The following is a 21,581-nucleotide window of genomic DNA, read 5'->3' as shown; positions in this document are numbered from 1 at the left end:
GTCGCCGCCACCCGTGGTCAGGCCCGCGACACCATTGCCGCCGCGCCGCCCGCATGCTAAGCAACCACAACAGGGAACCCCTGCGGCACTGCCGCGCATACCCACCGGATTGGGAGATCACCGATGCAGCACACCACGCTTGCCGCCGCCCTCGCCCTGGCCCTGGTCGCCCCCGCGGCCCTGGCCCAGGACAGCGAAACGCCTGCCGAACGCACCTCCACCCTGGACACGCTGATCGTCACCGGCACCCGGGTGACCGACCGCACGGTGGCCGAGTCCACCTCGCCGATCGACATCATCACCCCGGAGACATTGCAGGCTACCGGCACCACCGAGCTGGCCACGGCGCTGTCGCGCGCCCTGCCGTCGCTGAACTTCCCGCGCCCGGCGGTCACCGATGGCACCAGCGCGATCCGCCCGGCGCAGCTGCGCGGGCTGGCCCCCGACCAGGTGCTGGTGCTGGTGAACGGCAAGCGCCGCCACACCACCGCGCTGATCAACGTCAACGGCACCCAGGGCCGCGGCTCGTCACCGGTGGACCTCAATGCGATCCCGATCGCGGCGATCGAGCGCGTGGAGGTGCTGCGCGACGGCGCCTCGGCCCAGTACGGATCGGACGCGATCGCCGGCGTGATCAACGTGGTCCTCAAGGGCAGTGGTGCCAGCGGCGGGGGAATCGATGCGCGTTACGGCCAGTACTCGGCCGGCGACGGGGCGCAGTGGAACCTGTCCGGCGACCACGGCATGCCCCTGGGCCAGGACGGTTTCCTGCACCTGGCTGCCCAGTTCGGCGAACAGGACCCCACCAACCGCGCCCGCCCCTACGCGGGCACATCGCCCGGCGGCAACAACGCGCAGCTGGGCGAGAAGCGCTTCATCTACGGCGACCCTGAAGTTGAGCACTGGGGCCTGTCGTTCAACGCCGAGATGCCGCTGGGCGACTCGGCGACGCTGTACGGCTTCGGCATGGCCAGTGAGCGCGACATCACCTCGTTCGCGTTCTTCCGCGCGCCGGGCAACCCCAACCAGAACGTGCCGCAGGTCCACCCGGACGGCTTCGTGCCGCAGATCAACAACATCGCCGACGACCGCTCGATGGTGGCCGGGGTGCGCGGCGCAGGCGGCGGCTGGAACTGGGACCTGAGCTACAACTGGGGCTTCAACCACCTGGAGTTCTTCACCCGCAACACGGTCAACGCAAGCCTCGGCCCGGCCTCGCCGACGGACTTTTACGCAGGTGCGCTGGAAACCACCCAGAACATCTTCAACCTGGACGTGAGCCGCGCGCTGGACTGGGGCCTGGCGTACCCGGTGAACCTGGCGCTTGGCGCCGAGTACCGCGAAGAAAAGTGGAACCAGTCGCCCGGCGAGCCGGACTCCTGGCGCCAGGGAGCGCTGCCGCCACCGGTGGCCTCCGGCGCGCAGGGCTTCCCCGGCTACCGGCCCACCGATGCCGGTCACCACAAGCGTGACAGCCACGCGGTGTACGCGGATCTTGAAGCGGACTTCACCGAGCAGTTCTCGGCCGGCGCGGCGGTGCGGTACGAGGACTACAGCGACTTCGGCAGCCAGACCTCCGGCAAGCTCTCGGCCCGCTTTGCGTTCACGGACGCGGTGGCCATGCGCGGCACGGTGGCGTCGGGCTTCCGCGCGCCATCGCTGTCGCAGCAGAACTTCCAGACCACCAGCACCACCTTCATCGCCGGCTTTGCCGATCCGTTCGAAATCCGCACCTTCCCGGCCGGCAGCGCCATCGCCCAGGCGCTGGGTGCGGAGCCGCTGCGGCCGGAGGAGTCGATGTCGCTGAGCATGGGCCTGGTCCTGCAGCCGGTGGATGCGCTCTACGTGACGGTGGACGCCTACCAGGTCGAAGTGGATGACCGGATCGTGCTGTCGGCCAACCTGACCGGCAACATCCGCGACTTCCTGGAGGACCGCGGGATCTTCGGGGTCACCGGCGGCCGCTACTTCACCAACGCCATCGACACCCGCACCCGCGGCATCGACGTGGTGGGCAGCTATCGCTGGGACCTGGCCTCCGGCACCTTCGACCTGACCGCGGGCTACAACTACTCCAAGACCGAGATCACCCGCATCGCGGACAACCCGCCGGAGCTGGAAAGCGGCGGGCTGAACCTGGAGCGCATCGACCGGGCCGAGCGCGGCCGGATCGAGCGCGGCTTCCCGCGTGACAAGCTGCTGCTGACCGGGGTGTGGAACACCGGCGACTGGTCCTTCACCGCCGGCACCACCCGCTACGGCAGCTTCCAGACCACGCCCAACGCTTCAGCCAACGACCAGACCTACGGGGCCAAGTGGCTGGTCGATGTGGCGGCAACCTGGCACCTGGACGGCTGGAGTTTCACCGTGGGCGGGGACAACGTGTTCAACCAGTACCCGGACGAGAACATCTTCGGCAATTCGACCAACGGCCAGTTCCCGTACAACTCGGCGTCGCCGTTCGGCTTCAACGGCGCGTTCGCGTACGTGCGCGCCGGTTACCGCTGGTAGCGGGACGCAGGGGCATGCGGATTGCGGTCCTGAGCGGAGCGGGGATGTCCGCGGAGAGCGGCATCAGCACGTTCCGCGATGCCCAAGCGGGGCTGTGGGCGCGGTTCGATCCGCAGCAGCTGGCAACGCCCGGGGCGTTCAACGACGACCCCGCCCTGGTCTGGGGCTGGTACCGCTGGCGCGCCGCCTCGGTGCTGCGCGCGCAGCCCAACGACGGCCACCTGGGACTGGCCCGGCTGGAACAGCTGGGCCACGACGTCACCGTTATCACCCAGAACGTGGACGACCTGCACGAGCGCGGCGGCTCCCGCCGCGTGCTGCATCTGCACGGCAGCCTGTTCGCCTCGCGCTGCATTGACTGCGGCGCGGCGCCGGCCAGCGAGCCCTTGCGCGAGCGGCTGCACACCGTCCCGGCGGATGGCGGGCGCGAAGATCCGCCCGCCTGCATCCCATGCGGCGAACGGCTGCGACCAGGCGTGGTCTGGTTTGGCGAAGGTTTGCCGGAAACCCCATGGCAGGCCGCCATGGAAGCGGTATCAGCCTGCGACCTGCTGCTGGTGATCGGCACCTCTGCACTGGTGTATCCAGCGGCTGCCCTGCCGCTGGCCGCGATCGAAGACGGCACCCCAGTATTGGAGATCAACCCGCAGCCCACCCCACTTTCCAGTCGGGTGGACGCAAGCTGGCGACTGCCGGCCAGTGCGGGCGTGGGCCAACTGCTTGAACGCTTTGCCAACGCCCCGCAGGTTGGCGCCCGCGACCTGATCGCCTGAGGTACGGATTCAGGACTGCAGCGCGGATTGCAGATAAGGCAGCAACCGCGGGTGCCGGAACTGGAAACCGGCCTGCTGCAGCCGCTGCGGGATGACCCGCTGGCCGTCGAGCAGCAGGGTCGACATCTTGCCCAGCGCCAATTTCAGCAGCGGCGTGGGCACGGTAAAAGCCGTTGGCCGCCCCAGCGCGCTCCCCAGCGCGTGGGTAAATTCCGCATTGCTGGCCGGCTCGGGCGAGGTCAGGTTGACCGGGCCCACCGGAGCATCCCCGGCGCCGCCCACGTGCCGTCGCAGCAGGATCCGCACGGTCTCCGCCCAGTCGGCCAGGGCGATCCAGCTCAGCACCTGGGCGCCGCTGCCCAACCGCCCGCCCAGACCCAGGCGGAATGAAGGCAGCAGGCGCCGCAGCATCCCGCCAGCGGGATCCAGCACCACCCCGGTGCGCAGCAGCAACACCGGCACTCCCAGCGGCACGGCCTGCATGGCCGCCTCTTCCCAGACCTGACACAGGGTGTGGGGGAAATCCTCGTGGGCACCACTGTCCTCGGTCAGTTGGGTATCGCCGCCCTGGGCGCCGTACCAGCCCACTGCCGAGCCGCTCAGAAGCACCTTGGGGCGCCGCTCGCAGCGGCGCATCCACTGCATAAGGGTGCGGGTGGGCTCCAGCCGGCTGTCAAACAGCAGCTGCCGGCGACGATCGCTCCAGCGCCGGTCGGCAATGCCCGCTCCGGCAAGGTTGACCACCGCATCAAAATACTGCGACGGCGACAGTCCCTCGTAGCCAAGCACCTCGATCCCGTCCGGCGCCCTGCGTGAGGGGTCGCGCGACGCCCAGGCGACCCGGGCGCCGTCCCGCTGCAGCCGCTCGCTGAGCGCCCGCCCGAGAAACCCGCTGCCACCGGTGATCAGAATCCGCATCGCACTGCCTTGACCCACCATTGGCGGTGGGCAAAGTCGCCAGCCTGCAGCTTCGCGGATCAAGCCCTCGTCAATCCTCCCTGTATCCGGCTACCGACCACGACTGGGGTTCAGGCCTGCGCCAGCGCCTGCTCGACATCGGCCAGCAGGTCGTCCACGTGCTCGATCCCGATGCACAGGCGCACCGTGTCCTCGCTGACCCCTGCCTTCTCCAGTTCCTCCGGGGAGAGCTGGCGGTGGGTGGTGGAAGCCGGGTGAGTGGCCAGCGAACGCGTATCGCCGATGTTCACCAGCCGGGTGAACAGCTGCAGCGCGTCGAGGAACCTCGCCCCCGCCTCGCGCCCGCCCGGCAGGCCGAAGGTGAACAGCCCCGAGGCCGCACCACCCCGCAGGTACTTCTGCGCCAAGGCATGCTCGGGATGATCCGGCAGGCCGGCATAGTTCACCCACGAGACCTTCGGGTGCCGCTGCAGGTGGCTGGCGATGGCCAGGGTATTGGCATTGATCCGGTCCATGCGCAGCGGCAGGGTCTCGATGCCCTGCAGGATCAGGAAGGCGTTGAAAGGCGACAGCGCCGCCCCGGTATTGCGCAGCGGCACCACCCGGGCGCGGCCGATGTAGGCCGCCGGCCCCAGCGCCTCGGTATAGACCACGCCGTGGTAGCTGGGATCGGGCGTGTTGAGCTGCGGGAAGCGGTCCTTGTGCTCGGCCCAGGGAAATCGGCCGGAGTCGACGATCGCGCCGCCCAGGCTGTTGCCGTGGCCGCCCAGGTACTTGGTCAGCGAATGGACCACGATATCGGCACCGAAATCGATCGGCCGCAGCAGGTACGGCGTGGGCACGGTGTTGTCGACGATCAGCGGCACGCCACGGGCGTGGGCCGCCTTCGCCACCGCTTCGATATCGGTCACGTTGCCCAGCGGGTTGCCGATCGATTCGACGAACACCGCCTTGGTCTTGTCGTCGATCAGGCGGTCGAAGGCGGCAGGATCGCGGTAATCGGCAAACCGCGTCTCGATTCCGTACTGCGGAAAGGTGTGCGCGAACAGGTTGTAGGTGCCGCCGTACAGCGCGCTGGCCGAGACGATGTTGTCGCCCACCCCGGCGATGGTCTGGATCGCGTAGGTGATCGCGGCCTGCCCCGAGGCCAGCGCCAGTGCGCCCACGCCGCCTTCCAGCGCCGCCACCCGCTGCTCGAGCACGTCGGTGGTCGGGTTCATGATGCGGGTGTAGATGTTGCCCGGCACCTTGAGGTCAAACAGGTCGGCCCCGTGCTGGGTGTTGTCGAAGGCGTAGGCCACGGTCTGGTAGATCGGCACCGCCACCGAGCGGGTGGTCGGATCCGGGGTGTAGCCGCCGTGGACGGCGATGGTTTCAGGCTTCCAGTCGGAGGAGGTCATTGCGTGGCTCGAACGGGCTGTGGACAGCCACGCTAACCAAGCCGGGCGCCAAAGTGGCGCCCGGAAAGGAAATCAGCGTTGTCGCCCGTGGAACGATCGCCTTCCGGCGGCCTCAGCCCTTGCTGAAAGCCAGCGCGCCGGCTTCCGCCTCGACCCGGATCAGGTCGCCGTTGACGAAGTCACCCGCCAGGATCAAGGACGCCAGCGGGTTCTCCAGCTGCTGCTGGATCGCTCGCTTGAGCGGCCGGGCGCCGTACACCGGATCAAAGCCGACGTTGCCCAGCAGCTCGAAGGCCGCATCGGATACCGAGATCCGCAGTCCGCGTTCGGCCAACCGCTTCTCCAGTCCGGCCATCTGGATCCGGGCAATCGACTTGATCTGCGCCTTGTCCAACGGGTGGAAGACCACGATGTCGTCGAGCCTGTTGATGAATTCGGGGCGGAAATGCGCCTGCACCACGCCCATCACCGAAGCCTTCATCTGGGTGTAGGCCTGGGGAGAGCCGTCGCCGTCCAGCTCCTGGATCATCTGCGAGCCCAGGTTGGAGGTCATCACGATGACGGTGTTGCGGAAGTCCACCGTGCGGCCCTGGCCGTCGGTCAGGCGGCCATCATCGAGCACCTGCAGCAGGATGTTGAACACATCCGGGTGCGCCTTCTCGACCTCGTCGAGCAGGATCACGCTGTACGGGCGCCGGCGCACGGCCTCGGTCAGGTACCCGCCCTCCTCATAGCCAACGTAGCCCGGGGGCGCGCCAACAAGGCGGCTGACGGCGTGCTTCTCCATGAACTCGCTCATGTCGATGCGCACCATGGCCTCTTCGCTGTCGAACAGGAAGCCGGCCAGGGCCTTGCACAGCTCGGTCTTGCCCACGCCGGTCGGACCCAGGAACAGGAACGAGCCCGAGGGACGATCTGGATCCGACAGTCCGGCCCGCGCGCGGCGCACGGAATCGGACACCGCGGTGATGGCCTCGTCCTGGCCCACCACGCGCTCGTGCAACACCTCTTCCATGCGCAGCAGCTTGTCGCGCTCGCCCTCAAGCATCTTGCTGACCGGAATCCCGGTCCAGCGCGCGACCACCTCGGCAATCTCTTCAGCGGTCACCTTCTCCTGCAGCAGGGTGAAGCCGGTGGTCTCGGCCTCCTGCGCGGCCTTGAGCTGCTTCTCCAGCTCCGGCAGGCGGCCGTACTGGATCTCGCTCATCCTGGCGTAGTCCTGGGCGCGCTGGGCGGTCTCCAGCTCCAGCCGAGCCTGCTCGATCTTCTCCTTGATCTTCGTCGCGCCCTGCACGGTGGCCTTCTCGGCCTTCCACACTTCTTCCAGGTCGTTGTATTCGCGCTCCAGCACTTCGATCTCGGCTTCAAGATCGGAAAGCCGCTGTTTGGACTCGGCGTCCTTTTCCTTCTTCAGCGCCTCGCGCTCGATCTTGAACTGGATCAGGCGCCGTTCGCGGCGGTCCAGCTCCTCGGGCTTGGAATCGATCTCCATGCGGATCCGGCTGGCTGCCTCGTCCATCAGGTCGATGGCCTTGTCGGGCAGCTTGCGGTCGGCGATGTAGCGGTGGCTGAGGGTGGCCGCGGCCACCACCGCCGGGTCGGTGATCTCCACCCCGTGGTGCACGGCGTAACGCTCCTTCAGCCCGCGCAGGATGGCGATGGTGTCCTCCACCGTCGGCTCCCCGACGAACACCTTCTGGAAGCGGCGCTCCAGCGCCGCGTCCTTCTCGATGTACTTGCGGTATTCGTCGAGCGTGGTCGCGCCGATGCAGTGCAGCTCGCCGCGCGCCAGGGCCGGCTTGAGCATGTTGCCGGCATCCATCGAACCTTCGGCCTTGCCGGCGCCGACCACGGTATGCAGCTCGTCGATGAACAGGATGATCCGGCCCTCGTTCTTGGCCAGGTCGTTGAGCACGCCCTTCAGGCGCTCCTCGAACTCGCCGCGGAACTTGGCCCCGGCAATCAGCGCGCCCATGTCGAGCGAGAGCACGCGCTTGCCGCGCAGGCCTTCGGGCACCTCGTTGTTGACGATGCGCTGGGCCAGTCCCTCCGCGATCGCGGTCTTGCCAACGCCCGGTTCGCCGATCAGCACCGGGTTGTTCTTGGTCCGGCGCTGCAGCACCTGGATGGTGCGGCGGATCTCCTCGTCGCGGCCGATCACCGGGTCGAGCTTGCCGCTCTCGGCGCGGGCGGTGAGGTCGATCGTGTACTTCTCCAGCGCCTGGCGCGACTCCTCGGCGTTCTCGTCCTGCACGCTTTCGCCGCCGCGGACCTTGTCGATCGCGGCCTCCAGCGCCTGGCGGTTGCCGCCGGCATCCTTCAGCGCGCGTCCGCTGTCTCCACCGTCTTCCAGCGCGGCCAGCAGGAACAGCTCCGAGGCGATGTAGGCATCGCCGCGCTGCTGGGCCAGCTTGTCGGTGACGTTGAGCAGGCGACCAAGGTCGTTGCCGACGGCAACGCTACCGGCCTGGCCGGAGACGGTGGGCAGGCGATCGAGGATTTCGCCGAGCCGCTCACGCAGCAGGGGCACGTTGACGCCGGCCTGCGACAGCAGCGGCCGGGTGCCGCCGCCCTGCTGGTCGATCAGGGCGGCCAGCAGGTGGGCCGGTTCGATCAGGTTGTGGTCGCGGCCCACGGCCAGCGACTGGGCGTCGGCCAGGGCCTGCTGGAAACGCGTGGTGAGCTTGTCCATCCGCATCGGACTGTCCTCTGAAAGTCAGGCCGGTATGTCCCGGCAATGATGTCCAGATGCGGGCTTCAGCGTTGTGAATCAAGGGTTCTACGGAGCCCTCGTCAGAAAATGAGCGGTTCTGATACCACGCCGGGGGTCGGGTGGGGGTGCCCTTCAGTCTCCATGTCCCCCGGCGTCGGCCTGCGGCCGCCACCTCCTCCTTTACTTACGACTGAAGGGCACCCCCACCCGCCGCTCCGGGATTCAGGCGGCTTCGCGCGCATGGCGTGCTCCTACAAAAACCCCGGTCCCGAGCGGCAAGCCGGGGCCCGGAAGACAACCTTCCCGGAGCCAAGCCCCGCCGTGGCCGGGAGGCCTTTGCGCGTAAGTAAAGGAGGAGGCCTTCGCCGCAGGCGGAGGCCGGGGGACATGGAGCGCAAAGGCCTCCCGGTCGCGGCGGGGCCCCTCAGGTCGGACCGTAGGTCCATGGAGCGCAAAAGACCCGGCACGGCGGGACCTCTCAGGTCAGGGCGATGCCCATCGAAGCAGCCCCGACCGCACCCATCACCCCAGCGGCGTCGGCTGGATGATCTCCACCCAGTAGCCGTCCGGATCCCTGAGGAAGGCCAGCTCGCGCATGCGGCCGTCGGTCAGGCGCTTCTGGAAATCCACGCCCAGCTTCTCGAACCGCTCGCAGGCCGCCACTACGTCCGGCACCGTGATGCAGATGTGGCCGAAGCCACGCGGGTCGCTGTTGCCGTCGTGGTACACCGGGCCGTCCTGCTCCTCGGTGCCGTGGTTGTGGGTCAGCTCCAGCACGCCGCGCTGGCGCGCCACCCATTCCTTGCGGGCGGCATCGTCTTCAGGGATCACAGACGGGTCATCGACCAGCGCCAGGAAGTAGAGGCTGAACTTGGCTTCGGGAAAGTCGTTCTTGCGCACCAGGGTGAAGCCCAGCACGCGGGTATAGAAGTCCAGCGATGCGCGCGGATCCTTGATCCGCAGCATGGTGTGGTTGAAAAGGAAATCGCGGGTGGCGGGGTCGCGTTCGGCCACGCCGGGCACCTGGGCCAGTGCGGCAAGGGAGTCTGAGGACATCTGTCATCTCCGTTGGTGGGGGAACCTCCATTATCGGCCATCCGGATGAATCGGCCTGGCGGATGTGAACGTGGCCTTCCCAGGAGCTCCGGCACAATCGCCTGCATGGTTGCTGACCTTCCGCGGACACCGCCGCCATCGCTCGATTCACGCTGCGCGCTGTTTCTTGACGTCGATGGCACCCTGCTCGATTTCGCTCCCTGGCCCGACGCGGTCAGGGTTCCCGATGCCTTGCCCGAAGTGCTGCGCCAGCTGCACCGCCAGCTTGACGGCGCGCTGGCACTGATCAGCGGCCGGCCGCTGCGCTCGCTGGATACGCTGTTCCACCCGCTGCGGCTGCCTGCGGCCGGCATGCACGGGCTGGAACTGCGCAACGGCGCCTGTCTCCGGTCGCCACCACCGGCTCCGGACGCGTTGGCTGATGTGCTGGATGACGCACATGCATTCGTCACCGACCATCCCGGCACGGTGGTGGAAGACAAGGGCACCAGCATCGGCCTGCACTGGCGCAACGCTCCCGGACACGCGGACGCAATGCGTGGTTTTGCCGAAGGCGCGCTGCGGCGTCTGCCCGGGTACTGTCTGCAGGCCGGCAACCACGTGGTTGAGCTGCGCCCCAAGGGTGCCGACAAGGGCGATGCCATCGACCTGCTGATGGAGCAGGAGCCGTTCCGCGGTCGCAGGCCGATCTTTGTCGGCGACGACCTCACCGACGAGCATGGCTTTGCCGTGGTCAACGCCCGCGGCGGCTCCAGCGTGCTGGTGGGCCGGCGCTCGCCCAGCGCCGCCCGGCACTGCCTGGCCGACACCGCCGCGGTACTGCAATGGCTGCAGGAGGGAACCTCTGCATGAACCAGTCAAACCTCGATCTGGGCGTCATCGGCAACGGCAGTTTCGCCGCGCTCATCGACCGCAAGGCGCGGGTGGTGTGGAGCTGCCTGCCGGCCTTCGATGGCGACCCGGCCTTCTGTGCCCTGCTCGAACCGCGCGACCATGACGCCGGCGATTACAGCATCGAGCTGGAAGGGTTCCAGCGCAGCGAGCAGGCCTATGTGACCAATACCGCCGTCCTGCGCACGGTGCTGCATGACGACAGCGGCGGAGCGGTTGAAGTGCTCGATTTCGCGCCCCGCTGGCGCAACCAGGGCCGCTTCTACCGCCCGGTGTCGATCATGCGCCGGATCACGCCGCTGGCTGGCAACCCGCGGATCCGGGTGCGGCTGCGGCCACTCAAGCACTGGGGCGCCGAACAGGTGGACACCACCTGGGGCAGCAACCATGTCCGCTACCTGCTGCCGGAGGTCACGCTGCGCCTGACCACCGATGTGCCGGTGCGCTTCGTGCGCGATGAAATTCCCTTTGTGCTCGGCCGGCCCATGCACCTGCTGCTGGGCCCGGACGAATCACTGGCACGGTCGCTGAGCGGATTCATGCAGGAAGCGCTCGAACGCACCACCAACTACTGGCGCGAATGGGTGCGCTACCTGTCGATCCCGCTGGACTGGCAGGACGCCGTAATCCGCTCGGCCATCACCCTCAAGCTGTGCCAGTACGAGGACAGCGGCGCGATCATTGCCGCCATGACCACGTCCATCCCGGAGGCCGCGCACACGGCGCGCAACTGGGATTACCGCTACTGCTGGCTGCGCGATGCGGCCTTCGTGGTGCGCGCGCTCAACCGCTTGGGCGCGACTCGCACCATGGAAGAGTTCCTGCGCTACATCTTCAACATCGCCACCCATGACGGCAGCCTGCAGCCGCTGTACGGCATCGACTTCGCCGACGAGCTGGAAGAGCACGAAGTGCCGACCCTGCGCGGATATCGCGGCATGGGTCCGGTGCGGCGCGGCAACCTCGCCTGGCTGCAGAAGCAGCACGATGTCTACGGCAGCGTGGTGCTGGCCTCCACCCAGCTGTTCTTCGACCAGCGCCTGGTTGAACCCGGCGATGCAGACACCTTCCGCCGCCTGGAGCCCCTTGGCGAGCGCGCGGTGGAGCTGTGCAACGTGCCCGACGCCGGCCTGTGGGAATTCCGCGGTCGCACTGCGGTGCATACCTATACGGCGGCCATGTGCTGGGCCGCGTGCGACCGGCTGGCCCGGATCGCCGCCCACCTCGGTCTGGCGGACCGCGAACAGCACTGGCGCGGCGAGGCCGGAAAAATCCGCGAACAGGTGCTGGCCGAAGCCTGGAACGAAGAGCTCGGCCATTTCACCGACACCTTTGGCGGTGAGCACCTGGACGCCTCGCTGCTGCTGCTGGAGGAAATCGGATTCATCAGCGCGGACGACCCCCGGTACATCGCTACGGTTGAGGCCATCGGCCGCGACCTGCGCCGCGGTGACGGACTGTTCCGCTACATCGCGCCGGACGACTTCGGCTCGCCCGAAACCAGCTTCACCATCTGCACGTTCTGGTACATCGACGCGCTGGCAGCCATTGGACGGATGGATGAGGCGCGCGAATTCTTCGAACGCATCCTGGCCCGGCGCAACCACCTGGGACTGCTGTCGGAAGACCTTGCGTTTGAGGATGGCGAAGCCTGGGGCAACTTCCCCCAGACCTACTCCCATGTCGGCCTGATCACCGCAGCCATGCGCCTGTCCCGGCCGTGGACGGAGGCCTCATGAGCAGGCTGGTGGTGGTCTCCAACCGGGTCGCCGTTCCCGGGAAGAACCAGGCCGGCGGCCTGGCGGTGGCCCTGCACGATGCGCTGAGCGAGCGCGGCGGGCTGTGGTTCGGCTGGAGCGGCCGGACCGTGCGCGGCGAAAGTGGCGAATTGCACGACCAGACCGAAGGCGGCATCCGCTACCTGACGATGGACCTCAGTCGCGCCGACAACGACAGCTACTACAACGGCTTTGCCAACCGCACCCTGTGGCCGCTGCTGCATTTCCGCCTGGACCTGGTGGATTACACCCGCGAAACCCGCGAGGGCTATCGCCGCGTCAATGCGCTGTTTGCCGAGCGGCTGGCGCCGCACCTGCGCGACAGCGATACGCTATGGATCCACGATTACCACCTGATCCCGCTGGCCGCTCTGCTGCGCGAGCGCGGCGTCGGCTGCCGGATGGGCTTTTTCCTGCACGTGCCCATGCCCTCCTCCGACCTGGTCGCCGCCATGCCGGACCATACGCGGCTGTTTTCCACGCTGTACGCCTACGACCTGGTGGGCTTCCAGACGTTGCGCGACGTGGAGCGGTTCCAGGACTACGTGCGCCTGTTCGGCGGCGGCAAGGTGCTCAGTGACGGGGTCATCGAGTCGCCCGGGGGCAGGCGGCTGCGGGCGGCGGCGTTCCCGATCAGCATCGATACCACGCGCATCGCCGAGCAGGCGACGGCAGCCACTTCCAAAGCCATGGTGCGCCGCCTGCAGGGCAGCCTTGGGCAGCGCCGGTTGATGATCGGCGTCGATCGGCTGGACTACTCCAAGGGATTGCCGGAGCGGTTTCGCGGTTTTGAACGCTATCTGGAGCGCAAAGGCCCGGACGATGATGGCCTGACCTATCTGCAGATCGCCCCGGTCTCACGCGGCAGTGTGGAGGAATACCAGGAGCTGCGCGCCGAGCTGGAGCAGATTGCCGGACACATCAACGGCACCCGCTCCAGCGCCGACTGGACCCCGCTGCGCTACGTCAACCGCAACTTCGCCCACGCTACCCTGACCGGCTTCTACCGGATGGCTTCCGTCGGCCTGGTCACTCCGCTGCGCGACGGCATGAACCTGGTGGCCAAGGAGTATGTCGGCTCGCAGGATCCGGACAATCCGGGCGTGCTGGTGCTCTCGCACTTCGCCGGTGCCGCGCACGAGCTGCGCGAGGCATTGCTGGTCAACCCGCATGACCTGGACGGGGTGGCCAACGCGATCGCCTACGCCGCGTCGATGCCGCTGGCCGAGCGCCGCGAACGCTGGAACGCGATGATCGAACACCTGCGCACGCACGACATCAATGCGTGGCGCCGCCGCTACCTCGAAGCGCTTGTCGCCGGCACCTGAGCTGGCCGTGCTTCAGGACCTCGCCAGGCCCGAATGCCAGATCACCGTCGCCAAGCGGCCGGTGCGCGCATCACGACGGTGCGAGTAGAAGCGTCGCGGATCTGAAATGGTGCACAGGCCGCCGCCACTGATGCTGCCCGCGGCCATGCCGGTCGCCTGCAACCGCTGGCGGGCCAGCGCGTAGAGGTCCACATGCCAGTGGCCCGGACGGGTGCCGGTGAACGCCCGGGCCGCGTTGGCATCCGCCTCGCCAAACGCCTCATAAACCTCAGCGCCCACCTCATAGGCCTGCGGGCCAGCTGCCGGCCCGAGCCAGGCCAGCAGATCCGCAGGCCGGGTGTGCATGGCGGCGACGGTGCGCTCCAGCACGCCGGCTGCCAGTCCCCGCCAGCCGGCGTGGGCTGCGCCAACCTCACTGCCGTCGCGAGCCGCGAACACCACTGGCAGGCAATCGGCGGTCAGGATCGCCAGCACCACCCCGAGCTCCCCGGTGACGGCGGCATCCGCCTCGGGCTCCGAGCCCATGCGCAGGCGCTCCCCAGCTGCGTCCGCTACCGGTAGCGACTGATCGAACCGGACCACGCCGGTGCCGTGCACCTGGCGCAGCCAATGCGGCGCGGAAGGCAAGCCGGCCAACTCGACCAGCGCGGCACGATTGGCAGCCACCGCTGCCGGATCATCACCCTCGGCGGCCCGGCTGTTGCCGAGATTGAATGCATCGAAAGGCGGCCGTGACACTCCCGCGCCTTCACGCAGCGTCGCGAAAGCCGTTACACCGGGCGGCGCCGCCCAGTCCGCCGGCAGGACCGGCAGCGCCGGACCTGCCCCGCTCACCTCAGCGCCACTCCGCATCGGGGTTGGCGGCCGAGTCCTCGCGCAGCAGCTTGATCAGCGCCAGCAGGTCGTCGGGCACCGGCGCAGTGGCGCGTACCGGCTCACCGCTGACTGGATGGGTGAACTCCAGGGTCTCCGCATGCAGCGCCTGGCGACGGAAGCTGCGCAGGCCGGTGATCACCTCGTCGGAGGCTCCCTTGGGCAATTTCACCGGACCACCGTAAAGCTGGTCACCGACGATCGGATGCCGCTGATGCTGCATGTGCACGCGGATCTGGTGGGTGCGGCCGGTTTCAAGCCGGCACTCCAGCACGGTGTGAGCGCGGAAACGCTCGCGCAGACGGTAATGGGTGATGGCTTCGCGCCCATCCTCGCGCACCGCCATGCGCAGGCGGTCGCGCGGGTGGCGATCGATCGGCGCGTCGGCGGTGCCACCGCTGATCAGGGACCCCACCACGACTGCCAGGTACTGCCGGTGCACCGAGCGCGAGGACAGCTGTTCAACCAAGCCGGCGTGCGCCTGCACCGTGCGCGCAACCACCATGACCCCGGAGGTGTCCTTGTCCAGGCGATGCACGATCCCGGCACGCGGCAATGTTGCCAGCGTCGGATCCCGGAACAGCAGGCCGTTGACCAGGGTCCCAGTGCGATTTCCCGCGCCCGGATGCACCACCATGCCGGCCGGCTTGTCGATCACCAGCACGTGTTCGTCTTCGTAAAGCACCTGCAGCGGGATGTCTTCCGGCTCATCGTGGGTCTGTTCTTCCAGCACCACGTCCAGGGTGACCAGCTCTCCCCCTGCTACAGGATCGCGCGGGCGCATGGTCCTGCCATCCAGCAGCGCGTCTCCGGAACGGATCCAGCCCGCCAGCCGGGAACGGGAGAATTCGGGGAACAGTTCGGCCAGCACCACGTCAAGGCGGCGGCCGGCCTGGGATTCCGGAATCCGCATCTGGCGGCCTCCGGCGTCGTCGGCGTTTTCATCCTGGAGGGGAAGGTCGTCAGGCGAGGCAGTCATGGGCAGGGGTCGGTTCAGGCGCTTGCGCCGGTGCGGCGATGCGGGCTGCTATTATCCGCCTTTCGTGCCGCTTACGCCCAAGACCTCATGACCCGACCCGGCTTTCTGTTGCGCAACGCGCTCCTCCTGGCGCTGCTGGCCATTTTCCTTGCCTCCGGCTGCAGCCGCTCCCGCGGCGACCGCGACACCGTTGAGGGGGTCCCCGTCGAGGAACTCTACGAGACGGCCCACCAGTCAATGCGCACTGGCAACTGGAACCGCGCCGCCACCGTCTTCCGCCGCCTGGTGGCCCAGTACCCGTACGGACCGTACACCGAGCAGGCACTGATCGAGACCGCCTACGCGCAGTACAAGATGGGCAGCCACGAGGAGGCGATTTCCAGCATCGACCGCTTCCTGCGCACCTACCCCACCCACCGCCACTCGGCCTACATGTACTACCTGCGCGGGCTGGTGAATGCCTCGCGCGACACGGTGTTCATGCAGCGGGTGTGGTCACTGGACGCGAGCAGCCGCGACCTGGCCACGCCGCAGCAGGCGTACGCGGACTTCGCCGTGGTCGCCGAGCGCTTCGCCAACACCCCTTACGCCGAGGATGCCCGCGAGCGGATGCTCGTGCTGCGTGACATGTTCGCCCGCCACGACCTGGACGCGGCGCTCTACTACCTGCGCCGCGACGCCAATGTGGCTGCCACCAGCCGCGCCACCTACCTGCTGGAAACCTATCCGCAGTCGAGCCACCAGAACGACGCGGTAGCGGTGCTTGCCGAGGCCTACACCCGGCTGGGCAACGAAACCCTCGCCGCCGATGCGCGCCGGGTGCTGGAACTGAACGACCCGGATCACCAGTGGCTGGACGGCAACTGGCCCCGCTACCCCTGGTCCATCCGCAAGATCAACCCGTTCGCCGGGGAGCGCTCGCCGATCGACATGTAACGGCTGGCGCGCTGTTCACGCGCGCTCCCGCGTGTGCCGCTCCGGGCGGCACGCAGGCTCAGTCCCGCTCCTGCTCCCAGGGGAAGCCGGACAACTGGGCCAGTTGTTCCGGCGTCTGGATGCCGGAGTGCATCAGCCCGTTGATTTGCCAGCTCGGATACGAGGACACGCCCGCGGTAGTGCACTCGCGAGCCACCGGGCCGCCGCGTCCCTGGGGACTGCATTCCACGTAGGGCAGGCGCCCTGCCGAGGCCCCGAACATCCGGGTCTGGCGCGCGCAGCTGCCGCACCACGATGCGCCGTAATAGCGCGCCCCGGTGGACTCCAGATGGTCCACCAGCGCCGCGACCCGGGGATTCTCCGGGCGCCGGTCCAACACGCCGCCCAGCGCCAGCTGCAGGGCCACCACAACGCCCAGAGCGAGGAAAGCGTTGCCCAGCCACCAGCTGCCCCAGCTCTGCGTACCGGATGGCGCGCCGGGACGCCGCAGGTGCACCAGGGCGAACAGCGCCACCATGATTGCCAACGAAGCCAGGCACCAGCCGCAAGTGGCCTCAAGGGCGAAGATGCCGGCCAGGGTCAGATAGATGCTGATTGCCAGCCCCAGCGCGGTCAGGCGCGAAAGCCGCCGCCAACGCGCAGCGGGCGTTGTGCCGGTCGCCGCCGCCAATGCAATCAGCGCATACAGGCCGAAGCCCCACAGCGCCAATGGCACCCCGAACAGACGGGACCAGCTGCTGCCCTGGATCACATCGCAGCCGCCGCCCTCGGCGCAGAACGCCGGCGCCCCGCCGGTCAGGGTCAGATATGCGGTCAACAACAGGCCGAGAACGGCCAGCGACAGGATCCACGGATCGGGCTTCAGCCGCGGCTGCGGACGCTGCTGCCCGGACACGCCGGCTGCTGGGGGTTTCCGGTCGGAAGGCCGACGCTTCTTTCTTGCCATTGCCAAATCCTCCGAACGGTTTCCCGCATTCTACCGGCGCCGCGGGGAGAAGACGGGCGGGCCTCTATCCCCAGCTCGCGTGGTCAGGCGCGGTAGGCGTTACTGATCGGATAGCGACGCTCGCGGCCGAAGGCACACCGGGTCACCTTCGGGCCAATGGCAGCCTGATGCCGCTTCCATTCACCAATCCGCACCAGCCGCAGCACGCGCTCGACCACGACCGCCTCATGGCCCGCCGCGATGATTTCAGCCTGCGACTGGGCGCCTTCGATATGCCGCTCCAGGATGTCGTCGAGCACTTCGTAAGGCGGCAGTGAATCGTCATCACGCTGATCTTCGCGCAGCTCCGCGGAGGGCGGGCGCGAGATCACCTCCGGCGGAATCACCGGCTCGGCGGCGATCGAATTGCGCCAGCGTGCCAGCGCGAACACCCGGGTCTTGTACAGGTCCTTCAGCGGCGCGTAGCCGCCGTTCATGTCGCCATAGATGGTGGCGTAGCCCACCGCGTACTCGCTCTTGTTGCCGGTGGTCAGCAGCAGGCCGCCAAACTTGTTGCCCAGCGCCATCATCAGCGCCCCGCGGGTACGCGACTGCAGGTTTTCCTCGGTCACATCCGGCTCGCGCCCGTCGAAGGTTTCCGCCAGCGCATCCATGAAACCCCGAAACGGCGCCTCGATCGGCACCGTCAGCATGCGCACGCCCAACTCCCGGCACTGTTCGGCAGCCAGGTCATTGCTCAGCCCCGCCGTATAGCGTGACGGCAGCCGCACGGCGGTCACCGCATCCGCGCCCAGCGCATCTACCGCCACGGCCAGCACCACCGCCGAATCGAGCCCGCCAGACAGCCCCAGCCAGACCTTGGAAAAGCCGTTCCTGCCGCAGTAGTCGCGCAGCCCGCGTACCACCGCACGCCAAACCATGGAGTGTTCGCTGGAGTCCTGCTCCAGCGGCCATTCCACCGGTAAAAAGCCGCCCGTCCCCGGATCAAAATCCGCCACCAGCCAGTGCTCTTCAAACGCGGCTGCGGCGCCGTGCACCCGGCCATCCGCATCGGCCAGTACCGATCCACCATCAAATACCAGCGAATCCTGTCCGCCCACCGCATTGAGATAGGCCAACGCCACCCCGTTCCCTCCCGCCCGCTCGGCCAGCAGCGAATCGCGGAACGCCTGCTTGCCCAGTTCGAACGGAGACGCGTTGGACACCAGCACCAGGCGCGCACCCGCCGCCTTGGCTTCAGCCAGCGGCGCAGGCAGCCAGAGATCCTCACAGATCAGCATGCACAGCGGCACGCCCTTCACCCCGAACACCAGCGGCCCATCGCCGCCGGACCGGAAGTAGCGACGCTCATCGAAGACACCGTAGTTCGGCAGCTCGCGCTTCCTGTAAGTGACTTCGATGCGCCCGTCACGCAGCACGCTCGCCGCGTTGTACAGCCCATCGTCCGCCTGCTCGGGCCAACCCACCACCGCCACAATCCCGCGCACATGCCCCGCGATGTCCTGCAGCGCCTGCTCGCAGTCGCGCAGAAACTCCCCCCGCAGCAACAGGTCTTCCGGCGGATACCCACTCACCGCCAGCTCCGGGAACAGCACCAGGTCCGCACGGTGCGCGTCCCGGGCCTCCTCGATCATTGCCGTGATCCGCCGGGCATTCTCCGCCACGGCTCCGACCGGGAAGTCAAACTGGGCCAGGGCGATTCGCAGCTTCTCGGACATGAGGCAGACCTTTCGGGAACCAGGCCACATTGTAGGGCGGGTCTGGACCCGCCACTCTGTCAATACATCAGCCGATATATCGGCACCGGATAAGCGGCGTGGCGTGAAGGTCATCCCGTTCTTGGCGTCACGCGGCTTCGCGCGCATGGCGCGCTCCTACAGCTGGTGATGGCCCTTGGCAGGGAGCAAGCCGAGCCCCGTCGTGGCCGGCAGGCCCATCAGGTCACCGGAAATTCAAACGAAGCAGCACCCGGTCGTTCACGACCCCGGACAGTAGCCTCAGGCCGGAACCGGCTCGCCGTAAACCAGGGGCGCAGGAACATTTTCGGAGAAAGTGACGATTTCCCACGCCGACTCCTCGGCCATCAGCGCCCGCACCAGCTTGTTGTTCAGCGCGTGCCCCGACTTGAACCCCTCGAACGCCCCAAGGATCGGATGCCCCGCCAGATACAGATCTCCGACCGCATCCAGGATCTTGTGCCGCACGAACTCGTTCGCATAGCGCAACCCGTCATCGTTCAGCACCCGGAACTCATCCAGCACGATCGCATTGTCCATCGAGCCGCCCAGGCCCAGATTGCGATCGCGCATGAACTCCAGATCGCGCATGAACCCGAACGTACGTGCCCGGCTCACCTCACGGATATAGGCCTCGGTGGAAAACTCCACCTCCGCCCGTGACTCCGCCACTGGAATCGCCGGATGATCGAACTCGATCGTGAACCCCAATCGGAAACCGTCATACGGCTCGAAACGCGCGATCTTGTCGCCATCGCGCACTTCCAGCGGCCGCTTGATGCGGATGAAACGCTTGGGCGCATCCTGGGCCACGATCCCGGCAGACTGCAGCAGGAACACGAATGGACCCGAAGACCCGTCCATGATCGGCACCTCCGCCGCGGACAGGTCCACAAAAAGATTGTCGACACCCAGTCCGGCCAGCGCCGACATCAGGTGTTCGACCGTCATCACCTTGCCCTCGCCCCGGGTCAGGCCGGTACACAGCATGGTCTCGGTGACCAGGTCGCCACGGGCAGGGATTTCAACTACCGGATCAAGATCAACGCGGCGGAACACGATCCCGGCATCCACAGGCGCCGGGCGCAGGGTCAGATAGACCTTCTCGCCGCTGTGCAGACCCACGCCGGTGGCGCGGATAATGTTCTTGAGGGTGCGCTGCTTGGGCATCGTCTATTCGGTTCGTGGGATTGCGGCTCGCTCTCCGGAACGAACGCACAAAATATTAACACGCGACCGGCTGAACCTGAACGGAAGCAGCGGCCACATGAAGCACCGTCCACCAGCCTGCGTCAGCCAGCGTGAGGGAGAGGAAAACGCCCGCCCCCGGAGCCCCGGGGGCGAGTAAAAATCCACCGGGCCGGCGGGGCCCGATGGCAAGAGGACGCGGACATGGATCAGGAACGCAGAGGCTGCGCTCCCGAGCGCTCAGTCCGCCTGGCGACGCAGGAAAGCCGGGATATCCAGGTAGCTTGTATCGGGGCCGAAATCGGCGGTTTCGGGCTTGGAGGCCGGCTCCGCACTGTGGCCACGCAGGCTGGCCGCGATGCTCGGGGCCTGGGTTTCCGTGCTCACCATCGTGCTCACCATATCGTCGATCGGCAGGCCGGTGGTGCCATCGCGCTTGACCTGGGTATGGATCAGCTGGACGTGCGAACGGCGCGGCTGCTCCTGGGCGAACTCGCCGCCGCGGGCGGCCTGGCGTGCGGCACCGCGGTGCAGCCCGGTGGCCACCACGGTCACGCGGACTTCGTCCTGCATGTCCTGATCAAGCACGGTTCCGATCACGATGGTCGCGTCTTCGCTGGCGAAGTTTTCCACCGTGCGGCCCACTTCGTCGAACTCGGCCATGGTGAAGTCCGGACCGGCGGTGATGTTGACCAGGATGCCGTTGGCACCGGCCAGGTTGACGTCATCGAGCAGCGGGTTCTGGATGGCGGATTCGGCTGCAGCCTGGGCGCGGTCGTCGCCGCGTGCCTGGCCGGTGCCCATCATCGCCAGGCCCATTTCGCTCATCACGGTGCGCACGTCGGCGAAGTCGACGTTGATCAGGCCGGGGCGCACGATCAGGTCGGCAATGCCCTGCACCGCGCCCAGCAGCACGTCGTTGGCGGCGCGGAAAGCCTGCACCATGGTGGCATTGCGGCCCAGCACCGAGATCAGCTTCTCGTTGGGAATGGTGATCAGCGAGTCCACGTGCTGGCTCAGGTCCTCGATGCCCTTGAGCGCCACCTGCATGCGGCGACGGCCCTCGAACGGGAACGGCTTGGTCACCACGGCCACGGTCAGGATGCCCATCTCCTTGGCCAGCTGCGCCACCACCGGCGCGGCGCCGGTACCGGTGCCACCGCCCATGCCGGCGGTGATGAACACCATGTCCGCGCCCTGCAGGGATTCGATGATCACCTCGCGGTCTTCCAGCGCGGCCTGGCGGCCGACCTCGGGATTGGCACCTGCGCCCAGCCCCTTGGTGACGCTGTCACCCAGCTGCAGCTGCAACTTGGCGCCGCAGTTGCGGATTGCCTGTGAATCGGTGTTGGCGGTGATGAACTCCACCCCTTCCACGCTGCTCGCCACCATGTGCGCGACCGCGTTGCCACCGCCGCCGCCCACGCCAAACACCTTGATGTTGGCATTGGGAGCCATCTTCTCTACCAGTTCGAAATGCGCCATGTCATGAGTCCTCGTTGCTGAATTTCTGGTTATGTTTTTTGCTTGAAACGTGTTGCCAACGTCCTGCCAC

The 21,581-nt window shown here is 67.6% G+C and carries 16 protein-coding genes; 6 read left to right on the top strand and 10 right to left on the bottom strand.

What is annotated here, in order from left to right:
• Positions 1-123: 123 nt before the first annotated feature.
• On the top strand, positions 124-2,511 hold the full coding sequence (locus ACW7G3_RS08205) for a TonB-dependent receptor plug domain-containing protein (RefSeq protein WP_456982222.1): 2,388 nt from the start codon (positions 124-126) through the stop codon (positions 2,509-2,511).
• 14 nt (positions 2,512-2,525) lie between these two features.
• Positions 2,526-3,284: an SIR2 family NAD-dependent protein deacylase gene (locus ACW7G3_RS08200; RefSeq protein WP_456982220.1), complete on the top strand. Its 759-nt coding sequence runs from the start codon at positions 2,526-2,528 to the stop codon at positions 3,282-3,284.
• Positions 3,285-3,293: 9 nt separating this feature from the next.
• On the opposite strand, the gene ACW7G3_RS08195 is transcribed toward ACW7G3_RS08200, so the two are convergent.
• The 4 genes from ACW7G3_RS08195 to gloA all read right to left on the bottom strand — a co-directional run bounded on the left by ACW7G3_RS08195 (position 3,294) and on the right by gloA (position 9,371).
• Positions 3,294-4,202 carry a TIGR01777 family oxidoreductase gene (locus tag ACW7G3_RS08195; RefSeq protein ID WP_456982218.1) on the bottom strand — a complete coding sequence of 303 codons (909 nt, stop codon included), beginning with the start codon at positions 4,200-4,202 and terminating at the stop codon, positions 3,294-3,296.
• A 110-nt stretch (positions 4,203-4,312) separates the two neighbouring features.
• Positions 4,313-5,602: an O-acetylhomoserine aminocarboxypropyltransferase/cysteine synthase family protein gene (locus ACW7G3_RS08190; protein ID WP_456982216.1), complete on the bottom strand. Its 1,290-nt coding sequence runs from the start codon at positions 5,600-5,602 to the stop codon at positions 4,313-4,315.
• 112 nt (positions 5,603-5,714) lie between these two features.
• The gene (gene clpB, locus ACW7G3_RS08185; RefSeq protein ID WP_456973617.1) at positions 5,715-8,300 is read right to left on the bottom strand and encodes an ATP-dependent chaperone ClpB; all 2,586 of its coding nucleotides are present in this window, start codon (positions 8,298-8,300) and stop codon (positions 5,715-5,717) included.
• Positions 8,301-8,837: 537 nt separating this feature from the next.
• Positions 8,838-9,371 (bottom strand): lactoylglutathione lyase, encoded by a 534-nt coding sequence (gloA, locus tag ACW7G3_RS08180; RefSeq protein ID WP_456982214.1) that lies wholly within the window; start codon positions 9,369-9,371, stop codon positions 8,838-8,840.
• Positions 9,372-9,476: 105 nt separating this feature from the next.
• Here gloA and otsB point away from each other — a divergent pair, with 105 nt between their 5' ends.
• From otsB to otsA, 3 genes are read left to right on the top strand one after another with little or no spacing between them, the layout of a single operon-like run.
• Complete coding sequence (gene otsB, locus ACW7G3_RS08175; RefSeq protein WP_456982212.1) at positions 9,477-10,223, top strand: trehalose-phosphatase; 747 nt, start codon at positions 9,477-9,479, stop codon at positions 10,221-10,223.
• Positions 10,220-12,001, top strand: a complete 1,782-nt coding sequence (locus tag ACW7G3_RS08170; RefSeq protein WP_456982211.1) for a glycoside hydrolase family 15 protein — start codon at positions 10,220-10,222, stop codon at positions 11,999-12,001. The genes otsB and ACW7G3_RS08170 overlap by 4 nt, the downstream gene beginning before the upstream one ends.
• Complete coding sequence (gene otsA / locus ACW7G3_RS08165; protein WP_456982210.1) at positions 11,998-13,368, top strand: alpha,alpha-trehalose-phosphate synthase (UDP-forming); 1,371 nt, start codon at positions 11,998-12,000, stop codon at positions 13,366-13,368. Before ACW7G3_RS08170 ends, otsA begins: the two co-directional genes overlap by 4 nt.
• A 12-nt stretch (positions 13,369-13,380) precedes the next feature.
• Here the strand turns inward: otsA and pgeF are convergent, their stop codons facing one another.
• Both pgeF and rluD read right to left on the bottom strand, forming a co-directional pair.
• Positions 13,381-14,220 (bottom strand): peptidoglycan editing factor PgeF, encoded by an 840-nt coding sequence (pgeF, locus tag ACW7G3_RS08160; RefSeq protein ID WP_456982209.1) that lies wholly within the window; start codon positions 14,218-14,220, stop codon positions 13,381-13,383.
• The gene (rluD, locus tag ACW7G3_RS08155) at positions 14,204-15,154 is read right to left on the bottom strand and encodes a 23S rRNA pseudouridine(1911/1915/1917) synthase RluD (protein WP_456982408.1); all 951 of its coding nucleotides are present in this window, start codon (positions 15,152-15,154) and stop codon (positions 14,204-14,206) included. The genes pgeF and rluD overlap by 17 nt, the downstream gene beginning before the upstream one ends.
• A 153-nt stretch (positions 15,155-15,307) precedes the next feature.
• Here rluD and ACW7G3_RS08150 point away from each other — a divergent pair, with 153 nt between their 5' ends.
• Positions 15,308-16,156, top strand: a complete 849-nt coding sequence (locus ACW7G3_RS08150) for an outer membrane protein assembly factor BamD (RefSeq protein ID WP_456973627.1) — start codon at positions 15,308-15,310, stop codon at positions 16,154-16,156.
• A gap of 58 nt (positions 16,157-16,214) precedes the next feature.
• On the opposite strand, the gene ACW7G3_RS08145 is transcribed toward ACW7G3_RS08150, so the two are convergent.
• The 4 genes from ACW7G3_RS08145 to ftsZ form a co-directional block, all read right to left on the bottom strand.
• The gene (locus tag ACW7G3_RS08145) at positions 16,215-17,102 is read right to left on the bottom strand and encodes a vitamin K epoxide reductase family protein (protein WP_456982207.1); all 888 of its coding nucleotides are present in this window, start codon (positions 17,100-17,102) and stop codon (positions 16,215-16,217) included.
• 83 nt (positions 17,103-17,185) lie between these two features.
• A complete protein-coding gene (locus ACW7G3_RS08140) occupies positions 17,186-18,820 on the bottom strand; it encodes an NAD+ synthase (protein WP_456982205.1) in 1,635 nt (544 codons plus the stop codon).
• A 279-nt stretch (positions 18,821-19,099) separates the two neighbouring features.
• A complete protein-coding gene (gene lpxC / locus ACW7G3_RS08135) occupies positions 19,100-20,008 on the bottom strand; it encodes a UDP-3-O-acyl-N-acetylglucosamine deacetylase (RefSeq protein WP_456982204.1) in 909 nt (302 codons plus the stop codon).
• 258 nt (positions 20,009-20,266) lie between these two features.
• A complete protein-coding gene (gene ftsZ / locus ACW7G3_RS08130) occupies positions 20,267-21,511 on the bottom strand; it encodes a cell division protein FtsZ (protein ID WP_456982203.1) in 1,245 nt (414 codons plus the stop codon).
• Positions 21,512-21,581: the final 70 nt, after the last annotated feature.

This window comes from Luteimonas sp. A478 (genome assembly GCF_054052025.1).
The sequence above is the reverse complement of the archived record's forward strand: the minus strand, read 5'-3'. Positions and strand labels throughout refer to the sequence as shown.

Coding starts and splice junctions, on each gene's coding strand:
- ACW7G3_RS08140 (WP_456982205.1), bottom strand. CDS start 18,820: ATGTCCGAGAAGCTGCGAATCGCCCTGGCCCAGTTTGACTTCCCGGTC.
- ACW7G3_RS08205 (WP_456982222.1), top strand. CDS start 124: ATGCAGCACACCACGCTTGCCGCCGCCCTCGCCCTGGCCCTGGTCGCC.
- ftsZ (WP_456982203.1), bottom strand. CDS start 21,511: ATGGCGCATTTCGAACTGGTAGAGAAGATGGCTCCCAATGCCAACATC.
- ACW7G3_RS08150 (WP_456973627.1), top strand. CDS start 15,308: ATGACCCGACCCGGCTTTCTGTTGCGCAACGCGCTCCTCCTGGCGCTG.
- ACW7G3_RS08145 (WP_456982207.1), bottom strand. CDS start 17,102: ATGGCAAGAAAGAAGCGTCGGCCTTCCGACCGGAAACCCCCAGCAGCC.
- pgeF (WP_456982209.1), bottom strand. CDS start 14,220: ATGCGGAGTGGCGCTGAGGTGAGCGGGGCAGGTCCGGCGCTGCCGGTC.
- ACW7G3_RS08200 (WP_456982220.1), top strand. CDS start 2,526: ATGCGGATTGCGGTCCTGAGCGGAGCGGGGATGTCCGCGGAGAGCGGC.
- gloA (WP_456982214.1), bottom strand. CDS start 9,371: ATGTCCTCAGACTCCCTTGCCGCACTGGCCCAGGTGCCCGGCGTGGCC.
- ACW7G3_RS08190 (WP_456982216.1), bottom strand. CDS start 5,602: ATGACCTCCTCCGACTGGAAGCCTGAAACCATCGCCGTCCACGGCGGC.
- ACW7G3_RS08170 (WP_456982211.1), top strand. CDS start 10,220: ATGAACCAGTCAAACCTCGATCTGGGCGTCATCGGCAACGGCAGTTTC.
- ACW7G3_RS08195 (WP_456982218.1), bottom strand. CDS start 4,202: ATGCGGATTCTGATCACCGGTGGCAGCGGGTTTCTCGGGCGGGCGCTC.
- clpB (WP_456973617.1), bottom strand. CDS start 8,300: ATGCGGATGGACAAGCTCACCACGCGTTTCCAGCAGGCCCTGGCCGAC.
- otsA (WP_456982210.1), top strand. CDS start 11,998: ATGAGCAGGCTGGTGGTGGTCTCCAACCGGGTCGCCGTTCCCGGGAAG.
- rluD (WP_456982408.1), bottom strand. CDS start 15,154: ATGCGGATTCCGGAATCCCAGGCCGGCCGCCGCCTTGACGTGGTGCTG.
- otsB (WP_456982212.1), top strand. CDS start 9,477: ATGGTTGCTGACCTTCCGCGGACACCGCCGCCATCGCTCGATTCACGC.
- lpxC (WP_456982204.1), bottom strand. CDS start 20,008: ATGCCCAAGCAGCGCACCCTCAAGAACATTATCCGCGCCACCGGCGTG.